This window comes from Segatella copri (genome assembly GCF_026015625.1).
In the GTDB taxonomy this organism is placed as follows: domain Bacteria; phylum Bacteroidota; class Bacteroidia; order Bacteroidales; family Bacteroidaceae; genus Prevotella; species Prevotella copri_H.
The window spans coordinates 2,088,855-2,104,676 of the sequence record NZ_JAPDVG010000001.1 but is presented as its reverse complement, the minus strand read 5'-3'; the positions used below and the strand labels follow the sequence as shown (position 1 = coordinate 2,104,676).

Annotated in this window: 11 protein-coding genes, 2 tRNA genes and 1 pseudogene; 10 read left to right on the top strand and 4 right to left on the bottom strand. The window is 44.5% G+C overall.

Going from position 1 to position 15,822, the window contains the following annotated elements; genetic code table 11:
• Window positions 1-16: 16 nt before the first annotated feature.
• From ONT19_RS09075 to asnS, 9 genes are all read left to right on the top strand, one after another.
• Entirely contained in the window at window positions 17-1,471 is a 1,455-nt protein-coding gene (locus ONT19_RS09075; protein ID WP_006848341.1) for a peptidylprolyl isomerase, read from the top strand.
• Between the two features lie 50 nt (window positions 1,472-1,521).
• Window positions 1,522-3,123 (top strand): OstA-like protein, encoded by a 1,602-nt coding sequence (locus tag ONT19_RS09070; protein ID WP_437181807.1) that lies wholly within the window; start codon window positions 1,522-1,524, stop codon window positions 3,121-3,123.
• Window positions 3,124-3,165: 42 nt separating this feature from the next.
• On the top strand, window positions 3,166-5,037 hold the full coding sequence (gene mutL, locus ONT19_RS09065; RefSeq protein ID WP_119229605.1) for a DNA mismatch repair endonuclease MutL: 1,872 nt from the start codon (window positions 3,166-3,168) through the stop codon (window positions 5,035-5,037).
• Between the two features lie 151 nt (window positions 5,038-5,188).
• Window positions 5,189-6,361, top strand: coding sequence for an OmpA family protein (locus tag ONT19_RS09060; RefSeq protein ID WP_264952656.1), 1,173 nt, complete (start codon window positions 5,189-5,191; stop codon window positions 6,359-6,361).
• A gap of 337 nt (window positions 6,362-6,698) precedes the next feature.
• Window positions 6,699-6,773, top strand: a tRNA-Val gene (locus tag ONT19_RS09055).
• A gap of 50 nt (window positions 6,774-6,823) precedes the next feature.
• Window positions 6,824-6,898, top strand: a tRNA-Val gene (locus ONT19_RS09050).
• Between the two features lie 129 nt (window positions 6,899-7,027).
• A complete protein-coding gene (gene purB / locus ONT19_RS09045; protein ID WP_117587393.1) occupies window positions 7,028-8,374 on the top strand; it encodes an adenylosuccinate lyase in 1,347 nt (448 codons plus the stop codon).
• Window positions 8,375-8,470: 96 nt separating this feature from the next.
• Window positions 8,471-9,901, top strand: coding sequence for a pseudouridine synthase (locus ONT19_RS09040; RefSeq protein ID WP_264952657.1), 1,431 nt, complete (start codon window positions 8,471-8,473; stop codon window positions 9,899-9,901).
• A gap of 16 nt (window positions 9,902-9,917) precedes the next feature.
• Window positions 9,918-11,345 (top strand): asparagine--tRNA ligase, encoded by a 1,428-nt coding sequence (asnS, locus tag ONT19_RS09035; RefSeq protein WP_117587394.1) that lies wholly within the window; start codon window positions 9,918-9,920, stop codon window positions 11,343-11,345.
• Between the two features lie 135 nt (window positions 11,346-11,480).
• On the opposite strand, the gene ONT19_RS09030 is transcribed toward asnS, so the two are convergent.
• Window positions 11,481-13,037, bottom strand: a complete 1,557-nt coding sequence (locus ONT19_RS09030) for an ATP-binding protein (RefSeq protein WP_117728571.1) — start codon at window positions 13,035-13,037, stop codon at window positions 11,481-11,483.
• Window positions 13,038-13,447: 410 nt separating this feature from the next.
• Between ONT19_RS09030 and ONT19_RS16395 the strand changes: the two are divergent.
• Window positions 13,448-13,621, top strand: a pseudogene (locus ONT19_RS16395) (amino acid--tRNA ligase-related protein); the annotation flags it as partial.
• Window positions 13,622-13,674: 53 nt separating this feature from the next.
• Here the strand turns inward: ONT19_RS16395 and ONT19_RS09015 are convergent.
• From ONT19_RS09015 to ONT19_RS09005, 3 genes are read right to left on the bottom strand one after another with little or no spacing between them, the layout of a single operon-like run.
• Window positions 13,675-14,133 (bottom strand): DUF1573 domain-containing protein, encoded by a 459-nt coding sequence (locus tag ONT19_RS09015; RefSeq protein ID WP_118082070.1) that lies wholly within the window; start codon window positions 14,131-14,133, stop codon window positions 13,675-13,677.
• Window positions 14,134-14,136: 3 nt separating this feature from the next.
• Window positions 14,137-15,282, bottom strand: a complete 1,146-nt coding sequence (locus ONT19_RS09010; protein WP_264952658.1) for an OmpA family protein — start codon at window positions 15,280-15,282, stop codon at window positions 14,137-14,139.
• Window positions 15,283-15,294: 12 nt separating this feature from the next.
• Window positions 15,295-15,810 (bottom strand): hypothetical protein, encoded by a 516-nt coding sequence (locus ONT19_RS09005; protein WP_117728576.1) that lies wholly within the window; start codon window positions 15,808-15,810, stop codon window positions 15,295-15,297.
• Window positions 15,811-15,822 lie beyond the last annotated feature (12 nt).

Below are 15,822 nucleotides of genomic sequence, written 5' to 3'. Positions count from 1 at the left end.
ATTATAGAAACAATACATGAATACTGGATATAAAATGACAATGGCATTTATAGCCCTGCTGATGATAGTAGGAATAAGTGCTAGTGCAACAAGAGCAAGCCGTAGTGCTTTGGCTCATGAGGCTGATTCTGCAAATATCAAGCAACAAGCTGCTGCCGATTCTCAGAAAATCAATGAGGGTAGTGTGGTTGATGAGGTAATTTGGGTTGTCGGCGATGAGGCTATCCTGAAGTCAGACGTCGAGGTAACCCGTTTGCAGGCTGAGGCTGAAGGTATTAAATATACTGGTGACCCAGACTGTTCTATTCCTGAGCAGATTGCCGTTCAGAAACTGTTTCTCCATCAGGCAGCTATCGATAGTATCGAAGTATCTGAGTCAGAAGTCATGAATGGTATCGACGAACAGATCAACAGTTGGGTTTCCATGATTGGTTCTCGTGAAAAACTGGAGGAGTATCGCAAGCAAAGTATCACCCAGATGCGCCAGCAGATGCATGATGATTTCAAAAACCAACAGCTGATTCAGAAGATGAAGCAGGAACTGGTGAAGGATATCAAGGTGTCTCCAGCTCAGGTACGTAAATACTTTAAGGATTTACCTGCCGACAGTATCCCTTTTGTTCCTACAGAGGTAGAGGTTGAGATTCTTACCATGCAGCCACGTATTCCTCTTGAGGAGATTAACCGTGTGAAAAATCAGTTGCGTGAGTTTACTGACCGTGTGAATAAGGGGGAGACTTCTTTTGCTACTTTGGCTCGTCTTTATTCTGAGGATCCGGGTTCAGCCCGTATGGGTGGCGAGATGGATTATATCGGTAGAGGTATGTTGGATCCTGCGTTTGCAAATGTAGCATTCAATCTTACCGATCCTAAGAAAATCTCAAAGATTGTTGAGTCTGAGTTTGGTTATCATATCATCCAGTTGATTGATAAGCGTGGTGATAAGATTAAGTGTCGCCATATCCTGCTCAAGCCTCAGGTTTCTCAAGATGCAATTGATAAGTCTATCGGCCGTCTGGATTCTATCGGTAATGATATCCGTGCCGCTAAGTTTACCTTTGAGCAGGCTGTTGAAGCATTGTCTGATGATAAGGATACCCGCAACAACAAGGGTTTGATGGCCAATGTTACTCCTGACCAGTCAAGAACTTCCCGCTTCCAGATGAAGGATCTGCCTACCGAGGTTGCCCGTACGGTAGATACAATGAAGGTAGGTGAGGTTTCTGCACCTTTCACGATGGTGAATTCCAAGGGTAAAACCACTTGTGCTTTGGTAAAACTGGTAAGCCGTGTTGACGGACATAGAGCTACTATTACCGAAGATTTTCAGGTGATGAAGGATGTAGTGTTGGCTAAGGAGCGTGCCCAGACCTTGCACGACTGGGTAGTCAATAAAATCAAGCAGACTTATGTTCGTATGAACGATCGCTATAAGGATTGTAAGTTTGAATATCAAGGTTGGATTAAATGATAAATAAAAGATTAAATAATCATATCAGAGGGCATAGAATCATATCGGTTATGGTTCTATGCCTGTTTGGGTTTTGTCTGATGCAAGCCATGCAGGCTCCAAAGAAGCATGCCAGAAAACGCCCTCATGGTGACCGCGTATATCTTTTGCATGCAGATGAATTGTACTATGATATGTTCGGTAATAATCCTGATGCCCAAATATTGAAAGGTAAGGTCTCTTTCTTGCATCAGGGCAGTCATCTTACCTGTGACAGCGCGTATTTCTATCAGGCTTCTAATTCCGTGAAAGCTTTCGGACATGTTCATTACCGGCAGGGTGACACCTTGTCACTCACTTGTAATAGAGCAGAGTATGATGGACAGATGCAGATGATGAGAGCACGCAAGAATGTGGTCTTGCATCATCGTCGGCAGACTTTGCGTACTGATAGCTTGGATTTCGACCGCTTGTATAATATGGCAAACTTCTTTGACGGCGGAACGCTGATTGATGGTAAGGATAAGCTGGTTGCCGATTGGGGTGAGTATCATACCGAAACGCGTGAGGCTAAGTTTGTCTATAATGTCAAGTTGCGCAGCGGCAAGGATGTTGTTACCACCGATACTTTGTATTACGATGTCCGTAAGTCAAAGGCTCACATGGTAGGACCTTCTAAGATTGTTTCCGGTGCAAGTGTTGTCAAGACCGAAAATGGGTATTATGATACCAAGACCGATAGAGCACAGCTTTACGGGCGCTCTACGGTTGTAGATAAAGACAAGACGCTTACGGGTGATACGCTCTATTATGTAAAGGATGGGGAGAGTACCGGATATGGCAATGTGGTTTATGTAGACAAGAAAAATAAAAATTCCCTGACTTGCAATTATCTGCGTTACAACGAGAAAACCGGTAATGGCTTTGCCACCCGCAATCCTGTAGCGATCGACTATTCGCAGAAAGATACCCTTTGGGTTCATTCTGATACCATGCGTATCAATACCTTCCATATCAATACCGATTCGGTATACCGTAAGGTGCATGCTTATCCTAAGGTCCGTGCCTATCGCCTGGATATGCAGGCCATCTGCGATTCCCTGGTTTTCAATTCTCAGGATTCCTGCATGACCATGTATAAGGATCCTATCGTCTGGAATGGAAACCGTCAGTTGCTGGGCGAGAAGATTCTGGTCTTCATGAACGACTCTACCGTTCGTTTTGCCCATGTCATCGGACAGGCGCTGTCTGTAGAGCAGATGCCGGATAGTGTTCATTTCAATCAGATCAGTTCTTCTGAGATGAAATCTTACTTTGAAAAAGGTGAGATTAAACAAGGAGAGTCTATCGGTAATGTGCAGACCATCTATTATATGACGGATGATAAGGACAGTTCGCTCATTGGCTTGAATTATCTGGAGACCGATACCATGCGCATGTATATGGGACCGGGCAGGAAGATGGAGAAAATCTGGACCAATAAGTTTACGTCTACCATGTATCCTATGACGCAGATTCCGCCGGCAAAATATAAACTTAACAATTTTGCCTGGTTCGAGGATTTGCGTCCTAAAGATAAGAATGATATCTTTGTATGGCGTGGTAAATCCAAGGGCTCCGAACTCAAGAACATTAAGCGTCATGAAGCTCCACTTCAGAAACTGACTGACTGATTATAATGAAGCATCATTTTCTTATATGATTAATATTTAGAGATGAGTGATATTATTCAACTTTTACCCGATTCTGTTGCCAATCAGATAGCAGCAGGTGAGGTTATACAGCGTCCGGCTTCAGTTATCAAGGAGCTGGTCGAAAATGCAGTCGATGCGGGTGCCAGGAATATCCATGTCACAGTTACCGATGCTGGTCGTACCAACATCCAGGTGATAGATGATGGAAAAGGTATGTCTGAAACAGATGCTCGTTTGGCTTTCGAACGTCATTCTACTTCCAAAATCCGTAAGGCTGATGATTTGTTTGCTCTTCGCACCATGGGCTTCCGTGGCGAAGCTTTGGCATCAATAGCTGCTGTGGCTCAGGTAGAACTGAAGTCACGACAGGCTACCGACGAGATAGGAACCCTGATACAGATTTCTGGTTCCCGATATGAGAAACAGGAGCCATGCTCCTGTGCTGTGGGAAGCATCTTCTCTGTCAGCAATATCTTTTATAATGTACCCGCGCGAAGAAAGTTCCTGAAGTCCAATTCTACAGAGTTGAACAATATTCTGACGGCTTTCGAGCGGATTGCATTGGTAAATCCTCAAATCACCTTTACTTTACATAGCAATGGTACCGAAGTATTCAATTTGCGTGCCGCTAATTTGCGTCAGCGCATTCTCGATGTCTTCGGCAAGCGTTTCAATCAGGAACTCCTGCCGGTAAATGTAGAAACCACTATGTGTAAGGTGTCTGGATTTGTGGGCAAACCGGAATCTGCCAGAAAGAAAGGTGTGCATCAGTTCTTCTTTGTCAACGGGAGATACATGAAACATCCTTATTTCAATAAGGCTGTGATGGCTGCTTATGACCGTCTGGTTCCTCAGGGTGAACAGGTGCCTTACTTTCTGTATTTTGATGTAGATCCGAAGGATATTGATGTGAATATCCATCCTACGAAGACTGAAATCAAATTCGAGAATGAGCAGGCTATCTGGCAAATCCTCTCGGCTTCGGTCAAGGAGTCCATCGGTATGTTCAATGATGTACCTACCATTGATTTCGATACCGAGGATAAACCGGACATCCCTGTTTATAATCCAGAGATGAGTACGGCTGCTGCGGCACCGAAGATCAGTTTGAATCCTGGTTATAATCCGTTCAAGTCTTCCTCTTCCACAGGAGCAGTTCCTATGGGAGCAGGCTTCTCTGTTCCTAAGTCAAAGCCTCAGGTGGATGAAAAATGGGAACAACTTTATGAAGGACTCAAAGATCAGGATGATGTGCAGGGGATGGAGCAGACCATGGTGTTTTCTGATGATTCTAGTCAGGATAATACGCCAGACAGTATCATTGCAGAGAAATCGCCAGCCCATTATCAGTATAAAGGTAAGTATATCATGACTGCGGTAAAATCGGGATTGATGATTATCGACCAGCATCGCGCCCATGTGCGTGTCTTGTTCGAACAGTATTTGCGCCAGTTGGCTGACCGGACCTTTCATTCACAGAAAGTCCTCTTTCCTGAGGTTGTGCAGTTCCCGATGTCAGAGAAGGTAATCTTTGAAAAGATCCTGCCTGAAATGGAATCGATGGGCTTTGAACTGGAAGATCTTGGAGGCGGAAGCTATGCCGTAAATTCAGTTCCTGGCGGACTTGAAGGATTGAATCCTCTTAAACTGGTACAGGACATGGTTTCTTCTGCAGTAGAAAAGGGCGTATCAGCCATTGATGAAATCAATCAGACTTTGGCTTTGAGTTTGGCTCGCCAGGCTGCAATACCTCAGGGGCAGATATTGAGTAATGAAGAGATGGAGGGGCTGGTGAATGATCTTTTTGCCTGCCAGAATGTCAATTATACGCCCGACGGAAAGTCGGTACTTTGTATCCTCCGTCAGCAGGAAATTGAGCATCTTTTAGGTTAAAAGCAGGGAAAAATCCCGTTTTTCTTAAAAAAGTTAACGAAAAATGCTATTTTTTTTAGAAAATGAAGGTTATTTCAAAAAATAGTATTATCTTTGCTCCGTCATTCAGAAGGTATATATATATATAAATTGATTTTTAAATTATAAAGTTATGAAAAAGTTATTAGCAGTGCTAGCATTGGCTAGCGTAACAATGGGCAGTATGGCTCAGGATGCAGCAACTACTGAGAAGTATAGCGTTGCAACAAATTCTTTCTGGAGCAATTGGTTTGTTCAGGCAAACGTTGCTGGTTCTGCATTCTGGGGCAACCAGGAAGAGGGCAATGGTTTCTCTAAGAGCCCACTCAAGGGTTTCAGAAACAATCTCGGTTTCTCTGTTGCAGTAGGTAAGTGGTTCACACCAGGTCTCGGTCTCCGTACCAAGCTCAATGGCGTTTGGGGCCGTACAGTAGTTTCTGAGAATAAGTCAACAAATGCAAATAAGTATTGGACTTTGAATGAGCAGGTTTTGTTCAATGTTAGCAATATGTTGTGTGGTTACAACGAGGCTCGTGTTTGGGATTGCATCCCTTACGCAGGTTTTGGTATTAACCGTAACATGAGCGCTAACTGCTATGCTCCTGTAGTTGGTGTTGGTATCTTGAACGAGTTCAAGATCAATAAGAAGTGGGCTGTCAACTTCGATGTAAACTATGCATTAGGTGCTAGCGACTATGATGGTTACACAGGTGTATTGGCAGGTGCTAAGCCTAGCACATCTCGCTCTATCGACAAGGTGATTGCAAGACACGACCGTTCTTTGAATGTTGAGGTCGGTGTTACATACAACTTGGGTAAGGCTACTTGGAACAAGGTTCCAGATGTTGACGCTATCAACGCTCTTCATCAGTCAGAACTTGACGCTATCAATGCTAAGTTGAACGATGCTAATGCAGAGAACGACCGTTTGAAGAATCTCTTGAACAACCAGAAGTCTGTAGAGGATAAGGCAGTTAAGGAGTATGTTGCTACTCCAGTTTCTGTATTCTTCAACATCGGCAAGTCTAAGGTTGCTTCTAAGAAGGATCTCGTAAACGTACAGGCTCTCGCTCAGTATGCTAAGGACAACAACGCTAAGTTGGTAGTTAACGGTTATGCTGACAGCGCTACTGGTTCTGCAGCTGTTAACCAGAAGATTTCTAAGGCTCGTGCTGAGAAGGTAGCTGATGAGCTCGTTAAGTTGGGTGTTGCTAAGGAGAACATCGTAGTTAAGGCTAACGGTGGTGTTAAGGATTTGACTCCTGCTTCTTACAACCGTCGTGCAACTGTTCAGGTTGGTGAGTAATTATACAGTATATATAATATAAGGTATAAAAATAGAATAGGGCATTCTTCCTCGTGAAGAATGCCTTTTTTGTTTCTTTGAATTTTTTAAAAAAGAACTTTTCTTTCTCAATAAGTACCTTTTGGGGTTGAATGAGGTTTTGCAGTCCCATCGTAAGTGCTTTCTCTTGGTTGGCTGTTTTTGGCAATTGAAATGCAAAAACTGACCGTTTTTACCCTGAAAATTGAGGAAAAACACCAGAAAATGCACTTTTTTGAAGAAAAAACGAAAAAAGTTGCTGAAAAATTTGGTGGAACCAAAAAATAGTCGTACCTTTGCAACCGCTTACGAAAAGTAAGGGCGCTTAGCTCAGCTGGTTTAGAGCATCTGCCTTACAAGCAGAGGGCCGGCGGTTCGAATCCGTCAGCGCCCACGGGGGTGTTCCCTGTGATTCACTTTTGTGGTTGCAGGGACTTTTTTTAAGGGCGTTTAGCTCAGCTGGTTTAGAGCATCTGCCTTACAAGCAGAGGGTCGGCGGTTCGAATCCGTCAACGCCCACAATGGTGAAGGTCTTTCAACAAATGTTGAGAGACCTTTTTTTATGCTTTTAAATTATTTTATCACTATTTTCTCTGTTTTCTCACGATAATTCATTAATTTTGCACCCTATATATAATACGTATTGTTATGAATTTAGATTTATTGACTGCCATATCACCAATTGATGGTCGTTATAGGGGAAAAACAGAGCAACTCGCTAACTACTTTTCAGAGTATGCTCTCATTCGTTATCGTGTACGCGTAGAGATTGAATACTTCATCACTCTATGCGAGTTACCTTTGCCACAGCTTGCTTCTTTCGACAAGTCGCTGTTCGAACGTCTGCGTGACATTTATCGTAATTTTGACGAAAATGAAGCACAGCGCGTAAAAGACATCGAGAAGATTACCAATCACGATGTAAAAGCTGTAGAGTATTTTATCAAGGAAGAATTTGATAAAATCGGTGGCCTGGATGCTTACAAGGAGTTTATCCATTTTGGTTTGACATCTCAGGATATCAACAACACAAGTGTGCCTCTCTCTGTAAAGGAGGCTTTGGAAGAGTGCTTCAATCCACAGGTAGAAGAGCTGATAGCCCAACTTCAGACTTATGCTGATGAGTGGAAGGATGTGCCTATGCTGGCTAAGACTCACGGACAGCCTGCTTCACCTACCCGCCTGGGCAAGGAAATCATGGTTTATGTTTACCGTCTTACCGAGCAGCTCAATTCTCTCAAGGCTTGCAAGATTACAGCTAAGTTCGGTGGTGCTACCGGTAACTACAATGCTCACCATGTAGCTTATCCACAGTATGACTGGAAAGCATTCGGTAACAAGTTTGTCAGCGAAAAACTCGGTTTGGAACGCGAGCAGTATACCACACAGATCAGTAACTATGACTACCTTGGCGCTATCTTTGACGCCATCCGCCGTATCAACACCATTATCATCGACTTAGACCGTGACTTCTGGATGTATATCTCTATGGATTACTTCAAGCAGAAGATCAAGGCAGGTGAGGTAGGCTCAAGTGCGATGCCTCACAAGGTGAATCCTATCGATTATGAGAACAGTGAAGGTAACCTGGGCATAGCCAATGCCATTCTTCAGTTCCTGGCACAGAAACTTCCGGTTAGCCGCTTGCAGCGCGACCTTACTGACAGTACCGTACTCCGTAACATCGGTGTGCCTCTCGGTCATAGCGTCATTGCTATCCAGAGTACATTGAAGGGCTTGCGTAAACTGATTCTTCACGAGGAGAAACTGCAGGAAGATTTGAATAATACATGGGCAGTTGTAGCTGAGGCTATCCAGACTATCCTTCGCCGTGAGGCATATCCACATCCTTACGAGGCATTGAAGGCGTTGACACGTACCAACCAGCACATGACTGAGGAAACTATTCATGAGTTTATCCAGGGATTGAATGTGAGTGATAGTGTTAAGGCAGAACTGATGGCAATCACACCAAGCAATTATACAGGTATCTAATATACACAAAGGAATTTTGTAGTTTTAGTACATATATATAAAAGTAAAAATTAGATTTATTAACCCAGCCGTGAGGCTATTAAGTATTTTAAGAAAATGGATTCAGAATTTGAAAACAAACCTCAAGATCAGTCTTCTGAGAATGAGAGAACCCGTGAGGGCTACAACCCAGCAGGTGGTTATCAGAAGAGTTATCGACCAGTAGGTCGCACACAGCGTCCTCGTATCAATTCACATCGCGCATACAGCAGCGACAGAAGTAGCAGTAACAGCGAAGGCGGTTTCCGTCCTGAAGGTTTTGGTGCTGGCTTGCAGAGTACAGGCGGCAGCGAGCGTCCACAGCGCAGCAGCTATCAGAGCCGTGGTGGTTATGGTAACAGCAACCGTGGTGGCTACCAGCCACGTCAGCAGGGAGGCTATCAGTCTCGTCCTCAGCAGGGTGGCTATCGTCCTCGTTACAACAATAATGATGAGCAGGGTGGTTATCAGCCTCGTCAGCAGGGTGGCTACCAGCCACGCCAGCAGGGCGGCTACCAGTCTCGTTCTCAGCAGGGTGGTTATGGCAACAACCGTGGTGGTTATGGTCGTCCACAGGGTGGCGGCTATGGCAACAACCGTGGTGGTGGCTATGGTCGTCCTCAGCAGGGTGGTTATGGCAACAACCGTGGCGGTTATGGCCGTCCACAGGGTGGTGGCTATGGCAACAACCGTGGTGGCGGTTTCCGTCAGCACACTCCTGGTTACGATCCAAATGCTAAGTATAGCATGAAGAAGCGTATCGAATATAAGGAGGAGAACATCGACCCAACAGAGCCATTGCGCTTGAACAAGTTCCTCGCCAATGCTGGTGTTTGCTCTCGCCGTGAGGCTGATGAGTTCATCCAGGCAGGTCTGGTAACTGTCAATGGTGAGGTAGTTACCGAGTTGGGTACCAAGATCCTTCGTACCGATGAGGTGAAGTTCCACGACGCTCCTGTAACTTTGGAGAAGAAGGTATACGTATTGCTCAACAAGCCAAAGGATTATGTTACAACCAGCGATGATCCTCAGCAGCGCAAGACTGTGATGGACCTCGTAAAGGATGTTTGTCCTGAGCGTATCTATCCTGTAGGCCGTCTCGACCGTAATACAACAGGTGTACTTCTCTTGACCAACGATGGTGACCTGGCTTCTAAGCTTACTCACCCTAAGTTCCTGAAGAAGAAGGTTTATCACGTTCACCTCGACAAGAACCTGACAGCTCACGATATGGATCAGATCCGTGAGGGTATCACCTTGGAAGATGGTGAAATCAAGGCAGATGCTGTAGAGTATGCTGATGATCGCGACAAGGCACAGGTTGGCATCGAGATTCATAGTGGCAAGAACCGTATCGTGCGCCGTATCTTCGAGAGCCTCGGCTATCGTGTTACCAAACTCGACCGTGTACAGTTCGCAGGTTTGACTAAGAAAAATCTCCGTCGCGGTGACTGGCGCTTCCTTACTGAGAAGGAGGTAGACATGCTCCGCATGGGTGCTTTTGAATAAAACAGAGTAATAAACAATGGAAAAAGTAAAAAGAACTAAAGTTGTAGACTTGCTCAAGAGTACAGCCTACGGCTCAATCGTGAATGTCAAGGGATGGGTTCGTACCCATCGTAGTAGCAAAGCAGTCGATTTTATCGCTCTTAACGATGGTTCTACTATTAATAATATTCAGATAGTAGTCGACCCATCAAAGGTCGATGAAAATCAGCTCCGTCAGATTACTACTGGTGCTTGTATCAGCGCCGTAGGTACGCTGGTAGAAAGCCAGGGTGCCGGACAGAGTGTTGAGATCCAGTGCGAGAGCATCGAAATTTACGGTCTCTGCGGCAGCGACTATCCTATGCAGAAGAAGGGACAGAGCTTCGAATACATGCGTCAGTATGCTCACCTCCGTCTCCGTACCAATACCTTTGGTGCCGTAATGCGTATCCGCCATAACATGGCAATGGCTATCCACACCTACTTCCATGAGCATGGATATTTCTATTTCAATACTCCGCTCATCACAGCCAGCGACTGCGAGGGGGCAGGTCAGATGTTCCAGGTAACTACCAAGAATCTCTACAACCTGAAGAAGACCGAGGATGGCAAAATCGACTATTCTGATGATTTCTTCGGCAAGCAGACTTCATTGACCGTTTCCGGTCAGTTGGAGGGTGAGCTCGGTGCTACAGCACTCGGCGCCATCTATACCTTCGGTCCAACCTTCCGTGCAGAGAACAGTAATACTCCTCGCCACCTGGCTGAGTTCTGGATGGTAGAGCCAGAGGTTGCTTTCCTGGATATGGACGGTTTGATGGAGTTGGAGGAAGACTTCATCAAGTATTGTATCCGTTGGGCACTGGAGCATTGCAAGGACGATCTTGCTTTCTTGAACAAGATGATTGACAAGGGTCTGATTGCCCGTCTGGAAGGCGTATTGAATTCCGACTTCGTTCATCTTCCATATACCGAGGGTATCCGCATCCTTCAGGAGGCTATTGCCAACGGTAAGAAGTTTGAGTTCCCATGCGAGTGGGGTGATGACCTGGCTTCAGAGCATGAGCGTTTCCTCGTAGAGGAGCACTTCAAGCGCCCGGTTATCATGACCAACTATCCTAAGGCTATCAAGGCATTCTATATGAAGATAGACGAGGAGGAGAGTGGTTTCGGTGGCAAGAGCGGTCAGACCGTTCAGGGTACCGACGTACTGTTCCCACAGATTGGTGAGATTATCGGTGGTTCTGTCCGTGAGGAGAGCTATGACAAGCTGATGGGTGAGATTGAGGCTCGCAACATCCCTATGAAGGATATGAACTGGTATCTCGATACCCGTAAGTATGGTTCATGCCCACACGCAGGTTTCGGTCTCGGTTTCGAGCGTCTGATTCTCTTCGTAACCGGTATGCAGAATATCCGCGACGTGATTCCATTCCCACGTACACCAAAGAACGCAGAATTCTAGAATAAATAAATGAAGCCTGTTTCGATGTCCTTCGAAACAGGCTTCATTGCTCTTCGCAAGTACTTGCGATGGTCAACGCAGCTACTTATGATTTTCTTTAATCTATTTCATCTATCTTCTTCTATCTTTTTTCATTTACTCTATCACCCAATCCTCTATGTTTCCCTTTGAAGAGTCGAAGTTGATACCAACTTTCGTTATAGGTTTGTTGCAGAGAGCGAAACGCTGGCGATAGTTTTTGAGATTGATTTGCTGCATTGCAGCCTGAGCACTCTTATCAAGTTTCAGTTCTATGATGTATAAATCTGTTCCAGTCAACAAAACGACATCTACCCTTCCCTTTGGAGTATGCACCTCTACATCTACCAGATAATCGGTGAGGAGCGAGAAGATGATGAAAAGCATCTGCTGATAATGCCCCTCATGATTGGTGACATTGCAATAAGGCACAGTACCCAGAAAATCCTGTAGCAGATGCAAAGCTCCATCCATGTCTTGCTTATCCAAAGCCTGTGCTATGCGACGAGCCGTATTGGTAGTAGCAAGCGTATTACCAGTAACATAAGACGGAATCAAAGCCTTGGTCAACCCTATCTTCACCTCCTTGTTAGGAATATCAAGCGTATAATAGTTGTAATCTCTGTTATAATCCTTGATGGTCAAATAACCACTCTGGTAAAGCAGCGGCATCATTGTAGTCATATCCTCTGTAGGTGCATCAAATTCACTCTCGTCAGCCTCAACACGCGTAATGCCTGTAGGAAGCACATGATATTTACGCATCATATTGATAAGATAGGTTGGCGTACCTGAGGCAAACCAATAAGAACCCAACTTACCCTGAGCGAAGCAATTGAACAGGCTGTAAGGGTTGAAGACATCAGGAGAATAAGCTGAAAAATGATATCCATCATAATTCTCAGTCAACTTATCTAAGGTCTGCTCCTTGGTAAGATGCATTTTTGTAGCCAGCACTTCTATATCTTCTGACAATTGCCCGCAAAGTTCTTCCTTAGTAATCCCCAACATACCAGCATATTCATCATACATGGATACATTGGTGACGTTATTCAATTCACTGAATATACTCACTTGCGAAAACTTAGTAATACCCGTAAAAAAGACAAAACGAAGATAGGCTTCACGCGCCTTCAGCGGGCTGAAGAAATTACGCATGATGTTGCGAAGCTTAACCAACTCCTCTTTTTCGTGAGCCACGTCCAGCAAAGGGGCATCATACTCGTCAATCAGCACTACCACCTTCTTGCCTGTAGTCTGATATAAAGACATAATGAGGTCTTTCAAGCGAAGATTTATATCTATCTTCTCATTATGAAAGCTAAATTTCCGTTCCTGTTCTTCCACCAAATCTATCAGATATCGTTGTAGCTGATCTTCAGACATATACTTTCCTCCACTCATATCCAGATGGATTACAGGATATTCTATCCATTCTTTTTCAAGCTGTTCCATGGCAAGTCCTTTAAACAAGTCTTTCTTACCTTCAAAATAACTTTGCATGGTCGAAACAAGGAGCGACTTTCCAAAACGGCGTGGTCTCCCCACGAAGAAATATGTACCATCAGAATGGGTCATGCGGTAGATATATTCCGTCTTATCTATATAGAGCTTGTCCTCCTTACGGATACGCTCAAAGGTCTGTATTCCCAAAGGATATTGTTTTATAGCCATAAGCGCTTATTTTTTAATACGTTGCAAAGGTACAACAAAATATTGAGAAACTGCAAGAAATGGTGAAAAAATAACAAAATTAGCGGGAGAAGAAAGGGATATCTGAAAGAAAAAACGGGGCATCCCTGAGGAAGCCCCGCCACCAATTTAGTAATTGGTTGTCGCATTATAAACTTACCGTACTACTTAGCGATCATGATCGTTACACGGTTCTCTGCGTTTTCAGCAAAAGGCTGCACACGTGCACCCTTAGATTCTTCTGTAATGCGCTCAGAAGGTATATTATATTTCTTTGTCAGCATCCAAACCACAGCTGCTGCTCGCTTGCCAGCAATGCGGTCGTTGATGACGTCATTGCCTGTACCCTTGTCAGCATAGCCGGTTACTACAACCTTTGCCTCTGTGTTCTTGTTCAGGAAGTCAACCTACTGTTCCCACAGATTAGTGAGATTATCGGTGGTTCTGTCCGTGAGGAGAGTTATGACAAGCTGATGGGTGAGATTGAGGCTCGCAACATCCCTATGAAGGATATGAACTGGTATCTCGATACCCGTAAGTATGGTTCATGCCCACACGCAGTTTTCTATAAAAGTTTATAATTTGATTGTTATTACATAATCAAACATCATGCGAAGAATCATTCTTCACTCTTATCAAAATAACAGCCCTTGATGCTCAACTCCATTGGCTTTTCTGAAGCATTTGAGTATATGTTGATGAACTTTCTAAAAGAACCGTTCAAAAAGCCATTTCCATCATATACTACAATGATAGAATCATACTCGCCTGGCATCAAAGGCTGTGGATTGAATTTGACTTGTGTGCAACCACAATCGCTCTCAGCCTTGTATATGACAAGTGGAGACTTGCCTGCATTCTTGTACTTGAAAGCGTATCTTTTCGTTTCCTTTTCTCGATATTCTCCAAAATCATGTTCTTTCTCAAGAAAGGCTATTGAATTTTTAGCACTTGTTGCATCATTGGCAGCCCCTTGTTTGGAAGGTTGACTGCAACATGTGGCAAGCGCAAGGATAGCTAGCAAGAGAATGGCAGAAATATATTTACCAAACATTTTCATATACATAGGCTTGTTCATACTTTATTTAGCAATCATGATAGAAACACGGTTCATGTTATTCTCAGCAAATGGCTGAACACGAGCACCCTTTGATTCCTCTGTGATGCGCTCAGCAGAAATGCCATAGCGCTTCTCCAACATCCAGACAACGGCAGCAGCACGCTTAGCAGCGATGCGGTCGTTGATGCGCTCGTTACCAGTACCCTTGTCAGCATAGCCGGTTACTACAACCTTTGCCTCTGGGTTCTTTCCAAGGTAGTCAACCACCTCACGGATCTTAGCATCCTCAGCAGGAGCAATCTTGTAAGAATTGATGGTGAAGAAGATATCACGGCGAATCTCCTCTACCTTCTTCTCTACAGGAGCTGGCTTAGGCTCTGGCTTAGGAGCTACATATTCCTGCTTAGGAGCTGGTGCCGGAGCAGGTTCCTCTACCGGCTTAGCCTTCTTGGTATAGCTCTTGCCCAGGTTGATGCGTACACCTGCCAGTGCATTGAAGTACCAGTCAGGGTTATCTGCCTTCTTAGAGTTGTACTTGTCTGAAATCATGTTGGCATTGCCTTCGAGCATGATGCTCACAGCCTTGCTTACCTTGAATTCCAGATCGATACCGGCTCTGCCGTATGGGCGAACCTTCTTTCCCTGCCAGAGATATTCCAGGTTGTAGTCGTTGAGGTTCTCAAGTGTGGCAGCGATGTCGTTTATCTCTTGGTTGCCGCCAGCCCAGTTGATACCACCGCCAGCGAAAGCACTTATATTAAACACACGGCTCGGGTTCCAGCCACAGAAAAGGTTGGAGAGGTTGAACATGAAATCTACACCAGGAGCTATATATTTAAACTTATATTTGGCGTTGTAAGGCTTTTCTCCCACTTTGGAGCGGAAACCAGCCCAGCCGCCCTTGCTCCAGAGTCCGTTCATCTGAGCACGGAGTCCGAAAACTGGAGAGAATTGATAGCCAATAGCTCCCTGAATATTAGGAGAGAGTAAGTCCTTGAACTTAGCCTCGCCCAGTGTATACTGTCCACCTCCCTGAATATCGAGGTAGAAATGCTTCTTAAACTGATACTCGTTTCCATCCTTGTCTGTATAGGTAGCCTGTGCCATGGAATTCATTCCTAAAGAAGCGAGAACGGCTGTTGCCAATAAATATTTATATGATTTCATAATTCTCTAAAATTAGTTTTGAATTTTGGTACCACCCATGTTGTTTGAGTCAGTGATATTGTCAACAGTTGTCAAATACCATCTGTTGTCTTTGCGGATAGGTTTGAGATACAGAGAAATGCTGTTAGGTCTTGTATCGCCTGGCTTCTTTTCAAACAACAAGATATTAACTTTTACGATATTGTCTTTCTCCTCGTTGAACACCAAACGGTCAACGGTGTATTTCACTCCCTGTGCATTGGCCAAGGCATTGCATTGACGCTTGACGAGTTCAGCAGGCAATGGTACAATATCGTTGCCATCTAGATAAGAAAGCATGGAGACAGCTGATTTGATGTCTTTTTGGTTGAGCTTGTCAATGAAGCTATTTACCAAGTACATAACTTCGGATGTGTCCTTGCCCGAAAAAGAATCAACAGGTTGAACGAGATATTGCTGCTCCAGCTGTTTTACGTTCTTTTCTTTTTGACCGCATGATGCGAACATCAAGGCAGCCAATCCGAAAATGAATAATACGATCTTTTTCATAATAATAAATGT

Excerpts from the sequence above, each read along its gene's own strand:
- ONT19_RS09015 (WP_118082070.1), bottom strand. The coding sequence starts at position 14,133 with ATGAACAAGCCTATGTATATGAAAATGTTTGGTAAATATATTTCTGCC.
- ONT19_RS09075 (WP_006848341.1), top strand. The coding sequence starts at position 17 with ATGAATACTGGATATAAAATGACAATGGCATTTATAGCCCTGCTGATG.
- asnS (WP_117587394.1), top strand. The coding sequence starts at position 9,918 with ATGGAAAAAGTAAAAAGAACTAAAGTTGTAGACTTGCTCAAGAGTACA.
- ONT19_RS09030 (WP_117728571.1), bottom strand. The coding sequence starts at position 13,037 with ATGGCTATAAAACAATATCCTTTGGGAATACAGACCTTTGAGCGTATC.
- ONT19_RS09040 (WP_264952657.1), top strand. The coding sequence starts at position 8,471 with ATGGATTCAGAATTTGAAAACAAACCTCAAGATCAGTCTTCTGAGAAT.
- ONT19_RS09060 (WP_264952656.1), top strand. The coding sequence starts at position 5,189 with ATGAAAAAGTTATTAGCAGTGCTAGCATTGGCTAGCGTAACAATGGGC.
- ONT19_RS09010 (WP_264952658.1), bottom strand. The coding sequence starts at position 15,282 with ATGAAATCATATAAATATTTATTGGCAACAGCCGTTCTCGCTTCTTTA.
- ONT19_RS09070 (WP_437181807.1), top strand. The coding sequence starts at position 1,522 with ATGGTTCTATGCCTGTTTGGGTTTTGTCTGATGCAAGCCATGCAGGCT.
- purB (WP_117587393.1), top strand. The coding sequence starts at position 7,028 with ATGAATTTAGATTTATTGACTGCCATATCACCAATTGATGGTCGTTAT.
- ONT19_RS09005 (WP_117728576.1), bottom strand. The coding sequence starts at position 15,810 with ATGAAAAAGATCGTATTATTCATTTTCGGATTGGCTGCCTTGATGTTC.
- mutL (WP_119229605.1), top strand. The coding sequence starts at position 3,166 with ATGAGTGATATTATTCAACTTTTACCCGATTCTGTTGCCAATCAGATA.